Here is a 15,910-nt window from a genome sequence, read left to right as displayed (position 1 = left end):
CGGGGAGGTATATGGTCAATTTTAAACCCGCTTACGTTTCCTTTTTAAGTCAAGGTAATCGATAAAATACAGCACCTTTACTGATAGACTATTATTTTGTGGTGCTGATAAAATTCCGCTCAAATTGCGATTGTATCTTTCCATATAATAGGTTTGATAGGTCTCTGCTGCATCTTTGTAAGATAAGGTTAGCGTACTTCCAGGTGCGAATTGCCAGGTATAAATTAAATCGATATTGAAAACGTTATAGTTTCTATCAGTGCCAGTAGGCGTTGCGCCCTGATAATCTGCTAAATTTCCATCTGGTTTCAGCAGATAGAACGCTTTGTTTCTCCTGTCGCTCCAGTAATGGCGTAACACCACGGCAACACCCATTAAATTGGTAAACGTATACTTGGCATCAAAAGAGTTTTCTACCGTTCGGCGATCGTATTTAGAAAAAATTGACTGATTGCCCTGCATGGTGGTCCAGTTTACAAAATTGTAATTTGGATTAAAATTTAAATCCAGGCCGAATGCAACCTGATCATTTAACCTAAAATTTTGAAACAGATAGAAATTATACTCCTCTCCATTAAACAGGTTTTGCTTAAAATAACGAACGTTGCCACCAAAATTATAGGCTTTTGCACGATTGGGATTTACATATAAAGCGAGACCGAAATTACCAGGCGCACGATATACCTGTCCGTTACGGGATTCATAAAAATCGTTACCATTAGCAGCCCAGCTTACATCAAATTCTGCCGACCATAAGTTTTTAAATTGCACCCAGTAACCAGAATTAAGAGAAACTTTTTGATAGGCACTTGGGATTGCCCTTCTCGAATAAACTAAATTTAACCAGCTTTCGAACTGGTTATACCATTTCCCCGGCTTATAGATGCTATAACCTATTCCTGCCGTTTGATCTAAAAAGTTGTTATTTGTAAAAAAACCCATATCAGACGGATCGAATTTATTATCGGCATAAACCTGATTATAACGCCATGTGAAATTGCCACTTTGTTTTCCGAACCTTAAAATATAGCTGTATCCGGTTGAAGTCTCGGCTCCACGCAGGTAACTCATCTTCCCGCCCCCGTTTACGAAATACTTATTGCCTTTGCTGTTCAGGTTAAACAAAAGCGCAGAAACGTTCGCATCATAAGCACTTCCCTGCCTTAAAACATTTGTATTTACAAAACTAGCGGAGCTATTATTCTTTAATGATTGGTCGAAAACAAGGATATTGTAGTTAGTTAACGGTTGGGTTTCAACCTCCCGGAGATTTCCGTTAGCATCTTCTACCTCGGTTTGCATGTTACTGGTTATTGCATTAAAAATACCTATACCCAAACCTTTCGCCGTTCTGCCAGAAATTTTTGTTGCATTTAGCACTTTCGCTTCCGTTTGGTCTTTAATTATTTTATCAGTTGTACCAATTTCACTGTAATTAGAATAAGATGGAATGGAACCAATGCGTTTTGAATAAAACAAATCTCCTTTATTAAACAATTCGGTTCCTTCGGTAAAAAACTGCCTGTTCTCGTTAAATTTTACTTCAAATGGGGTAAGGTTTAAAATTCGGTTATCTGATTGCACCTGTCCAAAATCGGGCACCAGCGTCATGTCTAATGTAAAACTGTTATTGATGCCATACTTAACATCCATACCGCCATTAAAACGGGCAGTGGTATTTTTAACTCCAGGTAAATTAGCAGGGTAATGATTTACATAAGCCGAAAGATATGGAGAAAAAGAAAGCCTCAACGGAGGTTTAATATTGGTTAAGCCGGTCCACAAACCCTCCTGGTTGATGAAACCATTAACCGTTGGGTTAACAAAATTCCAAAAAGTTTGTGTATTACTTCTTTGTATTCTTCGGCTAAAATTTAAGCCCCAGTTTTGAACATCCTTACCAGAAAATCGCAGAGCTGAATAAGGAATTTTCATTTCACAGGTCCAGCCTAAATCATCAATTTTTACGGCACTTTCCCAAACGGCATTCCAGTTGGGGTCTTCATCACCAACCTGCGAGTATTTGGCATCAAACTGAACACCCGCAGCGGTTACAAAGAAGCCATTACCATTCATTTTATCGTAAAACGGATCGACAATGATGGAAATGAAATCGGCATTCCCGATGTTGTCGCGGGAAACCAATTCGTGTGACACGCTATCCTTGTCGTCATACATCCGGGCGTAAACATAAATGGCCACATCATCATAAAGCACCTTCATCTCCGTACGACGATCTTTTTTTTCTACCCTTCCCGGCACCGGTCTGATTTCAAAAAAAATCTGTAGCGATGGGTACATTTATCCAGCAAGCATCATCTAAAACACCATCAATTTTAGGCGTTTTAATGGTTCTTACTGCTTGCAATTCCTTTTGTTTAGCAGGATCCTGGGCAAAAGCAAGGCTCATAGATAATACCAACAAAAAGGTTAGATAGAATTTCATACGTTTGGTTTGGTAAGCATAAGACTATCAACTATTGTAAATGTTGCACATTTTAAAAATTATTTAGGTTTTTGAAGCGCAAATTACTGCATAAAACTCAACTGCTTCCTGTGTTTCGCTAATACGCTTCGCTTCGTCAGTACCTTCCTCGCTGCAGGGTACCGCTGCACCCAGGGCTAGTTGGCAAAAATGACACTTTTTTTAACGGTTGCTGGCTGGCCGTTGTACCTAAACCCGACAAAAGCGGAAATACTTTTTGTTGCAAAACCGGTAAATACCCCCCTCATGCTGCTAAAAAGATTGTAGCGAATGGCGGGACTACAGGCTGCCAAAGGCTACTGAACATTCATTTTCTAAAAAAGATTTTTGACTTTGAGGTGCAGCGATTTACAACCAAAATTTGATACATTTGCCTTTTATTAAAAACATTGGCTTTTACCGTGGGTAAATAGCTTACAGCTTCAAAAAACATGTTTGATAATTTACAGGACAAGCTAGATAGAGCATTTAAAGTATTAAAAGGACAAGGCAGCATTACGGAGATTAACGTGGCAGAAACCATGAAAGAAATTCGTAAAGCGTTATTAGATGCCGACGTTAACTATAAAACAGCTAAATCATTTACGGATGAGGTTAGACAGAAAGCTTTAGGCCAAAACGTGCTAACAGCGGTTTCGCCGGGCCAATTGTTAACCAAAATCATGAACGATGAGCTTGCTGCCTTAATGGGTGGCGAGGTGACCGAACTTGAAACCAAAGCAAACCCAACGATTATTTTAATTGCAGGTTTAAACGGTGCGGGTAAAACTACTTTCGCTGGTAAACTGGCTTTACACTTAAAAGGTAAAGGCAAAAAACCGCTATTGGTTGCTGGTGATATGTACCGCCCTGCAGCGGTAGATCAATTGGAAGTTTTAGGAACTTCAGTTGGTGTTTCGGTTTATGCAAACCGTGAATCGAACGATCCGGTTGGTATTGCTTTGGAAGGTATTGCGCATGGTAAACAAAACGGAAATAATGTAATTATTATTGATACCGCCGGTCGTTTAGCGATCGACGAATCTTTAATGAACGAGATTTCGGAAGTTAAAGCCAAAACACAACCACACGAAATTTTATTCGTAGTGGATTCGATGACGGGGCAGGATGCGGTGAATACGGCCAAAGTATTTAACGATCGCCTAGATTTTACCGGCGTTGTTTTAACCAAATTAGATGGTGATACCCGTGGTGGTGCTGCGCTTTCGATTAAATCGGTAGTAAACAAACCGATTAAGTTTATTGGTACTGGTGAAAAGATGGAAGCACTTGATGTGTTTTATCCAGACCGTATGGCATCGCGTATTTTGGGAATGGGTGATGTGGTTTCACTTGTTGAACGTGCTCAGATGCAGTTTGATGAGAAAGAAGCTGCCGAATTACAAAAGAAAATCCGCAAAAATAAATTCGATTTCAATGATTTTTATAGCCAGATTCAGCAGATTAAGAAGATGGGTAATATGAAAGATTTGATGGGCATGATTCCGGGCGTGGGTAAGATGATGAAGAATGTGGATATTCAGGACGATGCCTTTAAATCAATCGAAGCAATTATAAATTCGATGACGCCATTTGAAAAAGAAAATCCGGATGCGATTCAGCAAAGCCGCCGTTTACGTATTGCAAAAGGTTCGGGTAGTAAAGTTGAAGAGGTAACCAAGCTGATAAAACAATTTGAAGACATGCGTAAAATGATGAAGCAGTTTTCAAATCCTGCAGCCGCAGCAGCGATGATGAAAGGTATGCCGAAAATGCCTTTTGGAAAAAGATAGGTTTTGAACCAAAGGAAAGACTAGCGCTTAAAGCGAGAAGCATATTTTAAAAATTTGAAAATCCCAATCAGAAATGGTTGGGATTTTTTTATATTGGTCTCGCTAGTTTAGGTTTCCTAAATCGCTAACTAAATTTTATATTTTGGCTAAAGCCTTGGTTGCACACATTAGAGAACAGTCAGCTAAAGCAGACTGCAATGAAATCAAAGCGAAGCGTTAATGTTCATTCCCTATTTTTAACCTAGTCATGCCAAATCGTTTAACATTTCATTACCACTGGTTTCAACCATCGTATTTAAATATTTCTTTTTATATTAGAAAACCAAATATCATCCCCGAATAACAATAACATTCCAATGCTTTATTGAAATTTAATGCTTGTAAAAACATACGGGAGTGCTGTTTATGGTGTGAATGCGCTAACGATAACAATCGAAGTAAGTATTAGCGCCGGCAATAAATACTACATGGTGGGTTTGCCAGACAATGCTGTTAAGGAAAGTTTACAGCGTGTGGAGAGTGCCATTCATGTAGCAGGCTTTAGAATGCCACGGCAAAAAATTGTGGTTAATCTGGCTCCGGCCGATATTAGAAAAGAAGGTTCTGCTTATGATTTACCTATTGCAATTGGCGTTTTAGCAGCATCCGGACAAATCCCCTCAGAAGACCTGGAAAACTATTTCATCATGGGTGAGCTATCGCTCGATGGTGCCATACAACCGATCAAAGGTGCTTTGCCAATTGCGATTCAGGCACAACAAGATGGATTTAAAGGTTTTATTTTACCAAAGCAAAATGTCCGCGAAGCGGCAATTGTTGATGGCTTAATTGCTTACGGTGTAGAAACTTTGGCCCAGGTAATTGCTTTTTTTAACAAAAGCGAGCCTTTGGAACAGGTCAAAATTAATACCCGGGAAGAATTTCTGAAGAATATCAGCAATTACGAACACGATTTTGCTGACGTTAAAGGGCAGGAAAACATTAAACGTGCTTTGGAAATTGCCGCCGCAGGTGGACACAATGTGATTCTGATTGGTCCGCCGGGTGCCGGAAAAACCATGTTGGCCAAGCGTTTACCTACTATTTTGCCTCCTTTGAATTTGTATGAGGCTTTAGAAACCACCAAGATCCATTCTGTTGCCGGGAAACTATCTGCAGCTGATGCGTTAATGACTGTCCGGCCATACCGATCTCCGCACCATACAATTAGCGATGTGGCTTTGGTTGGCGGCGGAATGAATCCGGCACCTGGAGAAATTTCTTTAGCGCATAATGGTGTGCTCTTTTTAGATGAGTTGCCAGAGTTTAAACGAACTGTTTTAGAGGTGATGCGCCAACCGTTAGAAGATCGAAAAGTTTCCATTTCAAGGGCTCGGTTTTCAGTAGAATACCCGGCGAGTTTTATGTTAGTGGCTTCAATGAACCCTTGCCCATGCGGGTTTTACAACCACCCGGAAAAGGAATGTGTTTGTGCACCTGGAGTTGTTCAAAAATACCTCAGTAAAATTTCAGGTCCGCTTTTAGATCGCATTGATTTACATGTTGAAGTTACACCGGTAAATTTTTCGGAACTGGCTTCATCCCGCGAAGCGGAAAAAAGCGAACGCATTAGGGCTCGTGTAATTAGGGCAAGAGAAATTCAAGATCGTCGGTTTGCCGATAAAGAGGATTTACATTACAACGCACAAATGAGCCCGAAAATGGTTCGTAAAGTTTGTGCAATCAGCGAAGCGGGAACAACACTTCTAAAATCGGCAATGGAGCGTTTGGGTTTATCGGCCCGAGCTTATGATCGCATTTTAAAAGTAGCCAGAACCATTGCAGACTTAGATGGAAGTGAAACCGTGGAACTTGAGCATTTAGCAGAATCCATCAACTATAGAAGTTTAGATCGTGATGGATGGGCCGGCTAGGCGAAATTATTTGTGAAAACAGTAGTTTAAAGCCTGTATAGTTAAATATAACATGGTTGAAAAACACCATTACGATATTATTAGTGCAGCGAGAGAAATCCACAAAGCGGACTATTGGATAGCGTTGCCATGGATGCAGGAAACAGCATTAAAGTTGCAGCAAATAAACTTCCCAACAGAAATTTCGATGCCTGTTCCTTATAAAAAAAATAGAGGTAGCGTCAAATTTAAGATGTGATCTGTCTACAGAAAACTGCTAAGCCGTGAAGTAAACGCCTCAAAAACCATCGCTCCTATTTTTGAAGCACAAACGTTAACTTACATGAAATTGATAGAAGCGCCACAAGGTTTAATTCTAAATTTCAATTGTGTTAATATTTTTAGTGAAGTACAAAAGAAATTTATTAATGATTTTACCGATTTTAGAAGATTAAACGCCCCGAATGATCAGAACGCTTATAATTGAAGATGAACCCGCCATCCGCAAGGAAATCGAATGGCTTTTACAAAAAGAAACGCAATTTAACCTTATTGGCTTCGCCACCAGTGTGGCAGAAAGCTTGGTATTAATTAGAGCGACAAAACCTGAATTGATCTTAATGGATATTCAGCTGACTGATGGTACGGCTTTTGATATTCTGGATCAACTGGACGAAATTCCCTTTCGGATTATATTCATAACTGCTTACAACCATTTTGCTGTGAAAGCCATTAAGTTTGGTGCCCTTGATTATCTTTTGAAGCCCTTGGACGATGCAGAATTTAAATCAGCCTTATCTAAAATAATTACGGAAGACGAAAATCATCTGGCACAGCAAAAGCAACAGATCTCTATTTTAAAGTCTCAATCTAGTCATGGCGAAAGCGACTTAGATAGCCGCATTGTTTTACACACGTTAGAATTTTTGCAGGTGCTGCAACTGCGTGAGATTATCTATTGCCAAAGTGAGGGCGGTTATACGAACTTTTTTTTAACCGAAGGAAGAAGGATCATGATTTCAAAACCTTTAAAATTTTATGATGAACTGTTACCAGAAAAGTGGTTCCTACGTCCGCATCAATCTTATTTGGTTAACGTTTTATACGTAGATAAATTTTTAAAATCAGGAACCATCGTACTGAAGGATAAAACTGAAATCCCTGTCTCCGGGCGTAGGAAAGATTATATCCTCCAACACATCAATCACATTGAATAAGTATACCTCACCACTATCTCATGAACGTTAAATGGATAAAAATCCTTAGATGGACATTGGTTGTTTTTTTGTCGTTGGTTTTAATTATTGCGGTGGCTACATATTTCTATATGAAAAAGCCCTTGTTTGGAAAGGCTGCAGAAGGGGCAAGATTAGAACGCATGAAAAAATCGCCCCACTTTAAAGATGGTATTTTCCATAACCTCAACCACACGCCTGAACTTACGGAAGGATACACGATAACTGGTGTGATTTACGACAAACTTTTTGGCGATCATCCGAGGTTAAGTCCTGTAGATAGTATTCCATCTCAAAAAGTAAACCTGCTCAACTTACCAATTGATGCTAACGTTTTGGTTTGGTTTGGGCATTCGTCTTATTTTATGCAACTAGATGGAAAGAGAATACTCGTTGACCCAGTATTTAGTGGCAATGCTTCGCCAATTCCTTCAACGGTTACCGCTTTCAAAGGTACCGACCGCTATACAGTGGAGGATTTACCTGATATTGATTATCTTTTTATTTCACATGACCATTACGACCATGTGGATTATGAAACCTTAATAAAACTAAAGGCTAAGACTAAAAAGGTTTTTTGCGGATTAGGTGTAGGTGCTGATTTCGAAGCCTGGGGATATGACCTGGCCAATATTTATGAAAAGGACTGGAATGAAAGTATCGATTTAGGTAACGGATTTTTTGTTCATACTGCACCAACCCGGCATTTCTCCGGACGAGGTTTTACAAGAAATAATACGCTTTGGATGTCGTATATTTTTCAAAGTCCAACCATGAAAATTTATATCGGTGGTGATAGTGGCTACGACACTCATTTTAAGCAGATTGGAAATAAATTTGGCCCTATTGATCTGGCTATCCTCGAAGATGGTCAATACGATGTGAAATGGAAATATATCCATTTACTGCCCGAACAGGTTTTGCAGGCAGCGAAAGATTTACAGGCAAAACGTGTCTTTCCGGTACATTCATCAAAGTTTGTATTGGCAAATCATCCCTGGGATGAGCCTTTGGTTAAAATTACGGAATTGAACAAGGCAACAAAAATTCCTTTAGTTACGCCAATGATTGGCGAATTTGTTTACTTGAAAGCTACTGATCAGGTATTTAAACAATGGTGGATTGGTGTGAAGTAATCTTAACGAATAATAACAAGTTCCCTACGTTTTTAAAGTTTTTACTCCATCGGATAATAATGCGTATAAACATTTTTGAAAGATATAGGTATCTTAAAAGAAATAGCTGTAAAATTTAAGTGTTTTGCAAAAATTCTTCTTTTATGAATGTTAAACTGGTTACACTGATGATCATCATTGGTGCTTGTGTACAAAATTTGTCGTTTGCTCAATCAAAAAGCCGATATGAACTGCATGCAGATTCACTGTTAAAAGTTGGAGCGCTTGATAAAATAATCCCATATCTGAATAAAGAATTAAAACAGAACCCAAAGAGCGAGTCACTTTTGCGGCTGCTGGGGTTTTACCACCTTCAAAACAACAACCTGGTTGAAGGTGAAAAATATTATCGTAATGCTTTACTGATCAATGCAAAATGCGCTCGCTGTTATTTAAATATTGCCAGGATATACGGCGCCAAAAACAATCAAAAAGAAGCGACAGCTTACATAGATAAAGCTGTAATGACTGACCCGAAAGATGCATTGATTATTTCTAATCGTGGTAAATTGAAAGAACAGTTCGGCGATAAGTTCGGGGCATTAGCTGACCATAATAAAGCAATAGAAATGGAGCCTAGCTCCGCAGAATATTATACCTCACGTGGGGCTTACAATGCAAATAATGGCTATGAGAATTTAGCAATTACTGATTTTAATAAAGCAATTTCGCTATCTCCAGAGGCCTATGATGCATATTTCTATCGTGGCGGCGTATTTTACAGTCAGAACAGAACAGATGAAGCGCTAAACGATATCAATAGGGCAATTTCTCTGAATGATAAACAGGCTTACTTTTATAACGGCCGAGGTGCAATTTATGGCAATTTAGGTCAGTTTGATAAGGCACTTGCAGATTATACGCAATCGATAAAGCTAGATGCCAGGGCCATATCAGCATACCTTAACCGGGCGAAAGTTTATTATGAACTTGAAAATTTAGATGCCGCATGTAATGATTACCAAAAAGCCAGACAAATACTCATTGGCCAAAAGCTAAATGATTCAACTGAACTAAAAACTATTGATGAAGCAATTGCCGACTTCTGCGACGAAAGTATGCCTAGCTTTTACTACCAACGAGGTATCGCGTTTTATAATTTAAAAGCATTTGATAAGGCTTTAATCCAATACGAGAAGGGCTTAGAAAAGTTTCCGAAAAATGCCATGATACTTTCCTTTAAAGGGAATGCGTATTTGGCTTTGATGAACTATAAAAATGCCTTCGAAAATTATTCTGCTGCATTAGAAAATAAGGAGAGCATCATGGCAGAGATTAAGAAAAATTCCCGATTTGTAAATGCCAGCGAAGCAGATATATTGTCTTATTACAATTCATCTCTTGCATCAATTTATTTTGGTATAGCTGAATGTCAACATTATAGTGAAGACTTTGAAAACGCATTAATCTCAATAAACAAAGCGATTTCACTGGCGCCAAATCTTAAAGAATTAAATATCGAAACTTACTATAACCGGCGTGGCCTGATTTATCTGGCAACACAAAAATATAATCTCGCCTTAAATGATTTTAATAAAAGTATCCAAATTAAACAGGACTACGCAATAGCTTATGTTAATAGGGCCGTAGCCCGCATGAGTATGGCGGATGGAGGTAAACAATCAGCATCCCGGTTAAGCATCAAATCACCAAATCTACCCGCTAACGTGGGTTGGGTGTTTGATCAAAAATCATCAATTAAAAAATCAGAAAATGATTTTTCAGCGGCGCTAGCTGACTGCAATAAAGCAGTGGAATTAGATAAAAATTTAGCTTATTCATACTATGTAAGGGGATGGATTAAACAAATTTTAGGTCAGAACGACTATTGCATCGACATACTCACAGCAAAAAAAATGGGATTGGAAATTGATGACAGGATGCTTAAAAGTTGCAACCAATAATTGAAATGATGAGATATCTGGCTTTATTTTTTATTTTACTTTCGTTTGAAAGCATGGCTCAAACACTTCCTGATTTTATTCTTCCTGCCGGAAGAACCAAGGTGTTGGAAACTAAAGGTGATTTGGACAAGGATGGAATTGACGAGGTGATATTTGTTTACAACTCCAATAAGAGAGTCGATCGCACAGGATTTACCAGAGAATTGTATATCTGTAAAATGCTTAACGGCAAATTAAAACTCTGGAAAAAGAATACATCTGTTTTATGGAACAGCGAAGATTGCGGATTCTGTACAGATAATGGCGTTGACTTATCCGTCATTATAAAAAACAACACAATTATCACGCAGCAAACGTTTTGGCACAATACAAGGCATACCAGCAAGCACAAAAACATTTATCGTTACCAAAATAATGATTGGTTTCTAATTGGCTCTACCTATAAAGACAGTTACAATTGTGGCTATCAACACACCTACGATATTAATTTTTCTACCAAACAGGTTCATGTTCGGTATGATGATGAAGATTGTGAGGATTCTGTTCAATCGCACCCTGCTACAGAAAAAAAATTCAAATATCCTTTCACATCCGTTCCAAAAATGGATGGATTTATACCCGGCAGGATAGAAATAAAAATCCCGAATTCCAATCAGTTCTTTTATTATTAACGTTACTTTAAAATCAAATAATTAGCAGTTGCGCACAAATAATTGTTAAATGTTAACGAATAATAAATGGCTCGAAATAGCTGAACAGCTTTATTTAGCTTAGTACCATAAATCCAAAATAACCTCTACCTATGAGGATCATTATTTGCGAATGCAATTTTTGTTTTGGTTTATATAGCTGTTGGTTTTAGAAAGTAACGTCTCTTAATTGGTGAAAAAGGAAGTGTAAAACTTTGGTAGGTGTATCCAGCATTTACTGTGTTTTATGCTTCCACATCATTCGAAAAACATTCGAGCACTCATCCTGAAGTATAATCTTCCATTTTTTAATGCGGTAATATGAGTTGTAGGTTATCACGCATATAGCAAACGGTTAAATATGGCAAATAAACTAATCCTTCTCAGATTTTACTTCTTTATTTCGGGCTTAATTATCCTGAATATTTGCCTTTACAGTTTCGCAAGAATGAGTTTCACCGGTTATTGGAGCGATAGAGTAATCTTTTGGCTTTGGCTTTTGGCAACACCAATTGTGGTCTTTCTTTTCTGGAAAAAGATAGCAACTAAAATATATTTCTGGTTGCTCATTGCCGGATTAATTTTAACCATTCTACCGATGGCATTGCCTTTTTTTGGCATTCTGTTGTCTGGTTCTGGTAGCGGTAGATTAAATCATTTCAACCTCGGGAATAACATTCGCGTACAAACTGTGAATTATGGTGTAATGGGCAGACCACGTTTGCAGATAGTAAAGGATGGTTTGCTGTTTGATAAAATTAAACTCGAAGATGGTGATGAGATTTTTACAAACGATACCACTTGGATCGAAGTAAAGGACGTTAATGATCCGAGAAATATCATTAAATCTCCAGAGCTAAAAACTTTAGAGATTAGAGATGCTAAAAATGCAAAATTGATCAACCAAACCGATACCAGTCTAACCGTAAAATATTTCTTTGAGAAAGACACTGTAGAAACCATACACGTTTTCATAGAAAAAACGTCATTTAATTATTAGTCGTCATGAAAAGAACGAGGAATTGATATGGAAACCCAAAGCTCACATCATCATTAAAATAAAAATATGAATAAACACCTACCTATTTTCATCCTTACATTTTTATTTTATTCATTTGCCAACGCCCAAAATTTCGATGTGCGAAAACTTACCCTCAAAAGCGATGTGATTTTGCTGTATGACCAAGACAGCATTGCCTATATTGATGATGTTATAAATGACCACACTACAAATCATTTCTACCAGTTGAAAGCCGTTACTCAAACAGTAAAAAACACGGTCGGTTTTAAATACGCCAACACCAAACTACCTTACCTGGTAGAAAATGAAGATTATTTTAAAATCTTCGAAAAAGGCGATTGTATGGGAATTGGATATGCTACACCTATAGGTCCAAGACCAAAGTATTACGGCATGCTTTTTTTTGCAAAAAGGAGCAAAACAATATCAAGTAATTGGAATTGTAGAAAACAGAAATCCATTCGCCAGTTGGCAAGATTTAATCAAACAAATACAAAGTGTTTCGACACTCGAAAAAGTTAAAGACCCAAAAGAACGTTACACCAAATCCATCGATTGGTTTTTGGATAATAACGTAGCGCCCGATGAAAATTTTGTTAAATATTATAAGCAAAAAGGCATCCTTAAAACCGATACGGCCAAACTTAACGAACAGCAATTGGCAAAAGCAAGAGCCTTATTTTTTAATGGTAACGAAACCTTTTTAGACTTAATTGCCAACACCAACCAAACCGAAATTAAAGATTATTACTTGCAAAAATTAAAAGATATTTCCTTTCAAAGTGAGTATGAATTTGGCGATTGCCTACGCTTTAGGAGAGTAGTCTGTATGCTTACCAACGATTTTAACAACAATTACGACGACGTAAACCGAGTGCTTTCTGATTTGCTAACTAAAGACGAGCTTGAAAACTACAAGAAAAAACCAATTATGCTATATCTTATCGACCTAATTGAGAAAAAAACCTACAAAACGGGAGCCTTTTCCAGTAGTAAACTATAACCTAAATCAAAATGAAAAAACATATTTTAAACATCTTAATTTTATTTACTCTTGTCACTTTTTCTGCCTGCCGAAACGAAGAAAAAACAAAGGCAAAACCAGCTGATACGATAGCGCATCAACCCGATACCTTAAACACAAATAAACTGGAAATGCCATTGCCTGCATTCCCCAATATGGCATATAAAGTCGAAAATCTCATCCCAAAAGATTACGAAATTGACTTAGAAGCCGATGGCGATTTGAACAATGATGCCGTAGCAGACAAAGTAATTGTGTTAGTTAAAACTACCGATACCACAGCGCTTCGCCCAATGTTGGTATTGCTCAAACAAGGAGAGGCTTATAGCGTTGACGCCATTTCTTATACCGCTTTCGACCCAAAATATCGTGAAGATGGCTTTAAAAATTATGATTTCGAAGAGGTAAGCATTGATAGCGGAAAACTGGTAACAACTATGCAGGCAACTGGTCCTAACGGCAGTTTAGAAGGTACTTACAAATACATCAACGAAGAATTGGTGCTCACTCACATTACCACTTTTAACATGGGCGCCGGTGGCCAAACCGAGCAAAAATTCGATTTGCTAAAAGGTATTTACGAGCAAACCGACATCAATACCATGAAGGAAGATATGCCTAGCGAAACCACCACCAAAAAGTATAAAATACCAAAAGCAATTTTTAAAGATGCCGATCCGAGGGCGATTATGACTGAGGCCTTTAGAAAAGTTGGGCATTAATTTGAAAATTAAAGTGCAGGAGTTGATGGCGGTTTTCAGTCCCGCTATTGCCAATAGTCCTCGCTTCCCGAGAAATCGGGAGAGGCTTTGCCTCGCTCCGGGCTATTTGGCGCTATCGGGTTTATGTACAGAGTTTGTGCAGGTAAAACCCACCCAAAAGCATAAAAAAGAAGTTATATAGCCCCGACATACGCGAATTCCGATTTATCGGAAGTAGCATTGGCGGGAACAAACTTTAAAATTAGCACAGGTTCTGCGCTTCAAAAAAAGAATAAAAAAAATAGAAAAAACTTAACATCTTATTCGTCATTTTAATTTCAACATTAATTTCTTGCGCACAAGAAAAAACGGCTAATCAACCAAAAATAAAATCGGAAGAAGTAATCTTTTACAAAGTAGACGAAGGTGGCACCCGAACCATACGAGAAGGGGCAGGTATGGACGAATTGGTAGAATATAACTCCGATGGAAATATAGAAAAAGTATATGTAATTGAGTTCGATCAAGCGAAGAACAAAAACACTTACAACTTACACGAACGCTATTTTTATGAGGATAAAAACCTGACCAAAAAAGAAAAAATAGGTTACCGAACTGGCGAGGTTTACGAAGAAATTTCGTGTAAATACCAACAAAATAAATTGCTTAGAAAAGATGTTAAAACTATAGAAAACGGTAAAGAAGTGCTCAAGAAAAACGGCAGTTTTTATTCTGAATATACTTACGAGCCTAACAAAGAAACAGGCAAAGTTTACGAATATGACGAAGAGAAAAAAACTTTTGTTTTAGCTTACGTTCAGCATAAATTTTTCGATGCTAAAAAAAATCTTATCCAAGAAAAACTGGAAGACAAACACGGCGAAATCTATCAGCAAAATCATTTAACCTATAACTCTGAAAATAAGCTCATTAAAGATACGCAATCAAAACGCTTTCCATCTACCGTAACTTATCAATACAATAAAGAGGGCGATGTAACGGAAAATAATTATGAAAGCGAGGGAACCATTGTGACTAAAAAATATGCCATTAAATATGATTTTAATGGCAATTGGATTGAAAAGACAGAGACAAAAACGTCAAATAGCAAAAATTACATCCCTGACCCTACTTATATCATCAAACGGAAAATAGTTTATTATTAAATGAAACTCTGGACTAAAGCTTTAGCGGTAAAAAAAGGAAGAATAAATATTTTTTCGGCTGGCTGTTCGTAAGTCGTTTGACAACTTTTTTACAAACACAATGTCAATTAATCAAATAATCAGTCTAACTACGCAAATATGGGCCATATAAACGCGAATAACAGAATGCTGATTTTGATTGTTAAATAAGCGGTATCTTAATATTCAAATGAAAAAATTAATCTTTCTTCTTTTGGTTTTAATTATTGGTCCATCGCTAAATGCCAGCGAATGTTATCACTATCATACTTCCACACAACATGCCATTATCAAGAATGAGCGTGGCTTATTTTATCAGTTAACAGAAAAAGACCCGAACGGTTTTAGCTATGTTCGGCAAATTAATAAACCGATAAAAGGAATAGACCTGGCAACTTACAAAGCCATTGGCGAAGATGAAAGCACTTTTATGTTTAGTGATAAAAATGGCTTTTATCAGTTAGAAAAAGATCGTCAGTATGAAGATCACTTAGCCATTTATTCGAAGATTTTAGGCGCAAATCCAAACCAAAAACATATCAACGGACGTTTGTTTTTAATTGATGGAAAGTGGAGCTACATTATTGCATGGGGAAAGGATACAAAAAAAATAATCCTGAATGGATTACCCCAAAATATTACAAATGTTAAATGCTTCAGTTCTGGCCTATATGTAAAAAGTGATAAACAGGTGTTTTCAATTTATATTGATTTTTACACCCAAAAGGCAACTGTAAAAACTATCCCAAACTTAAACCCAGCGCAATTAGTTTATTACGCTTGTAATCCCCGAGAAAATGAAGATTTTATTGCGGATGAACAGCACAT

At 37.6% G+C, this 15,910-nt stretch carries 15 protein-coding genes; 13 read left to right on the top strand and 2 right to left on the bottom strand.

Annotated elements, in window-relative coordinates:
* Window positions 1-21: 21 nt before the first annotated feature.
* Window positions 22-2,301 (bottom strand): DUF5916 domain-containing protein, encoded by a 2,280-nt coding sequence (locus ON09_RS09540; RefSeq protein ID WP_010600836.1) that lies wholly within the window; start codon window positions 2,299-2,301, stop codon window positions 22-24.
* The gene (locus ON09_RS25155) at window positions 2,273-2,446 is read right to left on the bottom strand and encodes a hypothetical protein (RefSeq protein ID WP_010600835.1); all 174 of its coding nucleotides are present in this window, start codon (window positions 2,444-2,446) and stop codon (window positions 2,273-2,275) included. The genes ON09_RS09540 and ON09_RS25155 overlap by 29 nt, the downstream gene beginning before the upstream one ends.
* 470 nt (window positions 2,447-2,916) lie before the next feature.
* Between ON09_RS25155 and ffh the strand changes: the two genes are divergently transcribed.
* The 13 genes from ffh to ON09_RS09475 form a co-directional block, all read left to right on the top strand.
* Window positions 2,917-4,257, top strand: a complete 1,341-nt coding sequence (gene ffh, locus ON09_RS09535; protein ID WP_010600834.1) for a signal recognition particle protein — start codon at window positions 2,917-2,919, stop codon at window positions 4,255-4,257.
* A 374-nt stretch (window positions 4,258-4,631) separates the two neighbouring features.
* On the top strand, window positions 4,632-6,170 hold the full coding sequence (locus ON09_RS09530) for a YifB family Mg chelatase-like AAA ATPase (RefSeq protein ID WP_010600833.1): 1,539 nt from the start codon (window positions 4,632-4,634) through the stop codon (window positions 6,168-6,170).
* A 52-nt stretch (window positions 6,171-6,222) separates the two neighbouring features.
* Entirely contained in the window at window positions 6,223-6,408 is a 186-nt protein-coding gene (locus ON09_RS09525) for a hypothetical protein (RefSeq protein WP_010600832.1), read from the top strand.
* 15 nt (window positions 6,409-6,423) lie between these two features.
* Window positions 6,424-6,636, top strand: a complete 213-nt coding sequence (locus tag ON09_RS26815) for a GxxExxY protein (RefSeq protein WP_083837966.1) — start codon at window positions 6,424-6,426, stop codon at window positions 6,634-6,636.
* Window positions 6,614-7,366, top strand: a complete 753-nt coding sequence (locus tag ON09_RS09515; RefSeq protein ID WP_010600831.1) for a LytR/AlgR family response regulator transcription factor — start codon at window positions 6,614-6,616, stop codon at window positions 7,364-7,366. The genes ON09_RS26815 and ON09_RS09515 overlap by 23 nt, the downstream gene beginning before the upstream one ends.
* Window positions 7,367-7,476: 110 nt before the next feature.
* Window positions 7,477-8,520, top strand: coding sequence for an MBL fold metallo-hydrolase (locus ON09_RS09510; protein ID WP_238533642.1), 1,044 nt, complete (start codon window positions 7,477-7,479; stop codon window positions 8,518-8,520).
* Window positions 8,521-8,663: 143 nt separating this feature from the next.
* Entirely contained in the window at window positions 8,664-10,463 is a 1,800-nt protein-coding gene (locus ON09_RS09505; protein WP_010600829.1) for a tetratricopeptide repeat protein, read from the top strand.
* A 5-nt stretch (window positions 10,464-10,468) separates the two neighbouring features.
* On the top strand, window positions 10,469-11,134 hold the full coding sequence (locus ON09_RS09500) for a hypothetical protein (RefSeq protein ID WP_157258904.1): 666 nt from the start codon (window positions 10,469-10,471) through the stop codon (window positions 11,132-11,134).
* Window positions 11,135-11,513: 379 nt separating this feature from the next.
* Window positions 11,514-12,152: a hypothetical protein gene (locus tag ON09_RS09495; RefSeq protein WP_010600827.1), complete on the top strand. Its 639-nt coding sequence runs from the start codon at window positions 11,514-11,516 to the stop codon at window positions 12,150-12,152.
* 424 nt (window positions 12,153-12,576) lie between these two features.
* On the top strand, window positions 12,577-13,176 hold the full coding sequence (locus tag ON09_RS09490) for a hypothetical protein (RefSeq protein WP_029204239.1): 600 nt from the start codon (window positions 12,577-12,579) through the stop codon (window positions 13,174-13,176).
* An 11-nt stretch (window positions 13,177-13,187) separates the two neighbouring features.
* Complete coding sequence (locus tag ON09_RS09485) at window positions 13,188-13,919, top strand: hypothetical protein (RefSeq protein ID WP_010600824.1); 732 nt, start codon at window positions 13,188-13,190, stop codon at window positions 13,917-13,919.
* 437 nt (window positions 13,920-14,356) lie between these two features.
* Window positions 14,357-15,064 carry a hypothetical protein gene (locus ON09_RS09480; protein WP_010600823.1) on the top strand — a complete coding sequence of 236 codons (708 nt, stop codon included), beginning with the start codon at window positions 14,357-14,359 and terminating at the stop codon, window positions 15,062-15,064.
* A 208-nt stretch (window positions 15,065-15,272) separates the two neighbouring features.
* A partial coding sequence (locus ON09_RS09475; RefSeq protein WP_010600822.1) for a hypothetical protein occupies window positions 15,273-15,910 on the top strand: 638 nt, incomplete at its 3' end.

Origin of the sequence: Pedobacter agri PB92 (assembly GCF_000258495.1) — a bacterium.
Classification (GTDB): Bacteria; Bacteroidota; Bacteroidia; order Sphingobacteriales; family Sphingobacteriaceae; genus Pedobacter; species Pedobacter agri.
The sequence above is the reverse complement of the archived record's forward strand: the minus strand, read 5'-3'. Positions and strand labels throughout refer to the sequence as shown.

Bases quoted from the DNA above. Each gene is read 5' to 3' on its own strand.
- ON09_RS09540 (WP_010600836.1), bottom strand. From the start codon at position 2,301: ATGTACCCATCGCTACAGATTTTTTTTGAAATCAGACCGGTGCCGGGA.
- ON09_RS25155 (WP_010600835.1), bottom strand. From the start codon at position 2,446: ATGAAATTCTATCTAACCTTTTTGTTGGTATTATCTATGAGCCTTGCT.
- ffh (WP_010600834.1), top strand. From the start codon at position 2,917: ATGTTTGATAATTTACAGGACAAGCTAGATAGAGCATTTAAAGTATTA.
- ON09_RS09530 (WP_010600833.1), top strand. From the start codon at position 4,632: ATGCTTGTAAAAACATACGGGAGTGCTGTTTATGGTGTGAATGCGCTA.
- ON09_RS09525 (WP_010600832.1), top strand. From the start codon at position 6,223: ATGGTTGAAAAACACCATTACGATATTATTAGTGCAGCGAGAGAAATC.
- ON09_RS09515 (WP_010600831.1), top strand. From the start codon at position 6,614: ATGATCAGAACGCTTATAATTGAAGATGAACCCGCCATCCGCAAGGAA.
- ON09_RS09510 (WP_238533642.1), top strand. From the start codon at position 7,477: ATGAAAAAGCCCTTGTTTGGAAAGGCTGCAGAAGGGGCAAGATTAGAA.
- ON09_RS09505 (WP_010600829.1), top strand. From the start codon at position 8,664: ATGAATGTTAAACTGGTTACACTGATGATCATCATTGGTGCTTGTGTA.
- ON09_RS09500 (WP_157258904.1), top strand. From the start codon at position 10,469: ATGATGAGATATCTGGCTTTATTTTTTATTTTACTTTCGTTTGAAAGC.
- ON09_RS09495 (WP_010600827.1), top strand. From the start codon at position 11,514: ATGGCAAATAAACTAATCCTTCTCAGATTTTACTTCTTTATTTCGGGC.
- ON09_RS09485 (WP_010600824.1), top strand. From the start codon at position 13,188: ATGAAAAAACATATTTTAAACATCTTAATTTTATTTACTCTTGTCACT.
- ON09_RS09480 (WP_010600823.1), top strand. From the start codon at position 14,357: ATGGACGAATTGGTAGAATATAACTCCGATGGAAATATAGAAAAAGTA.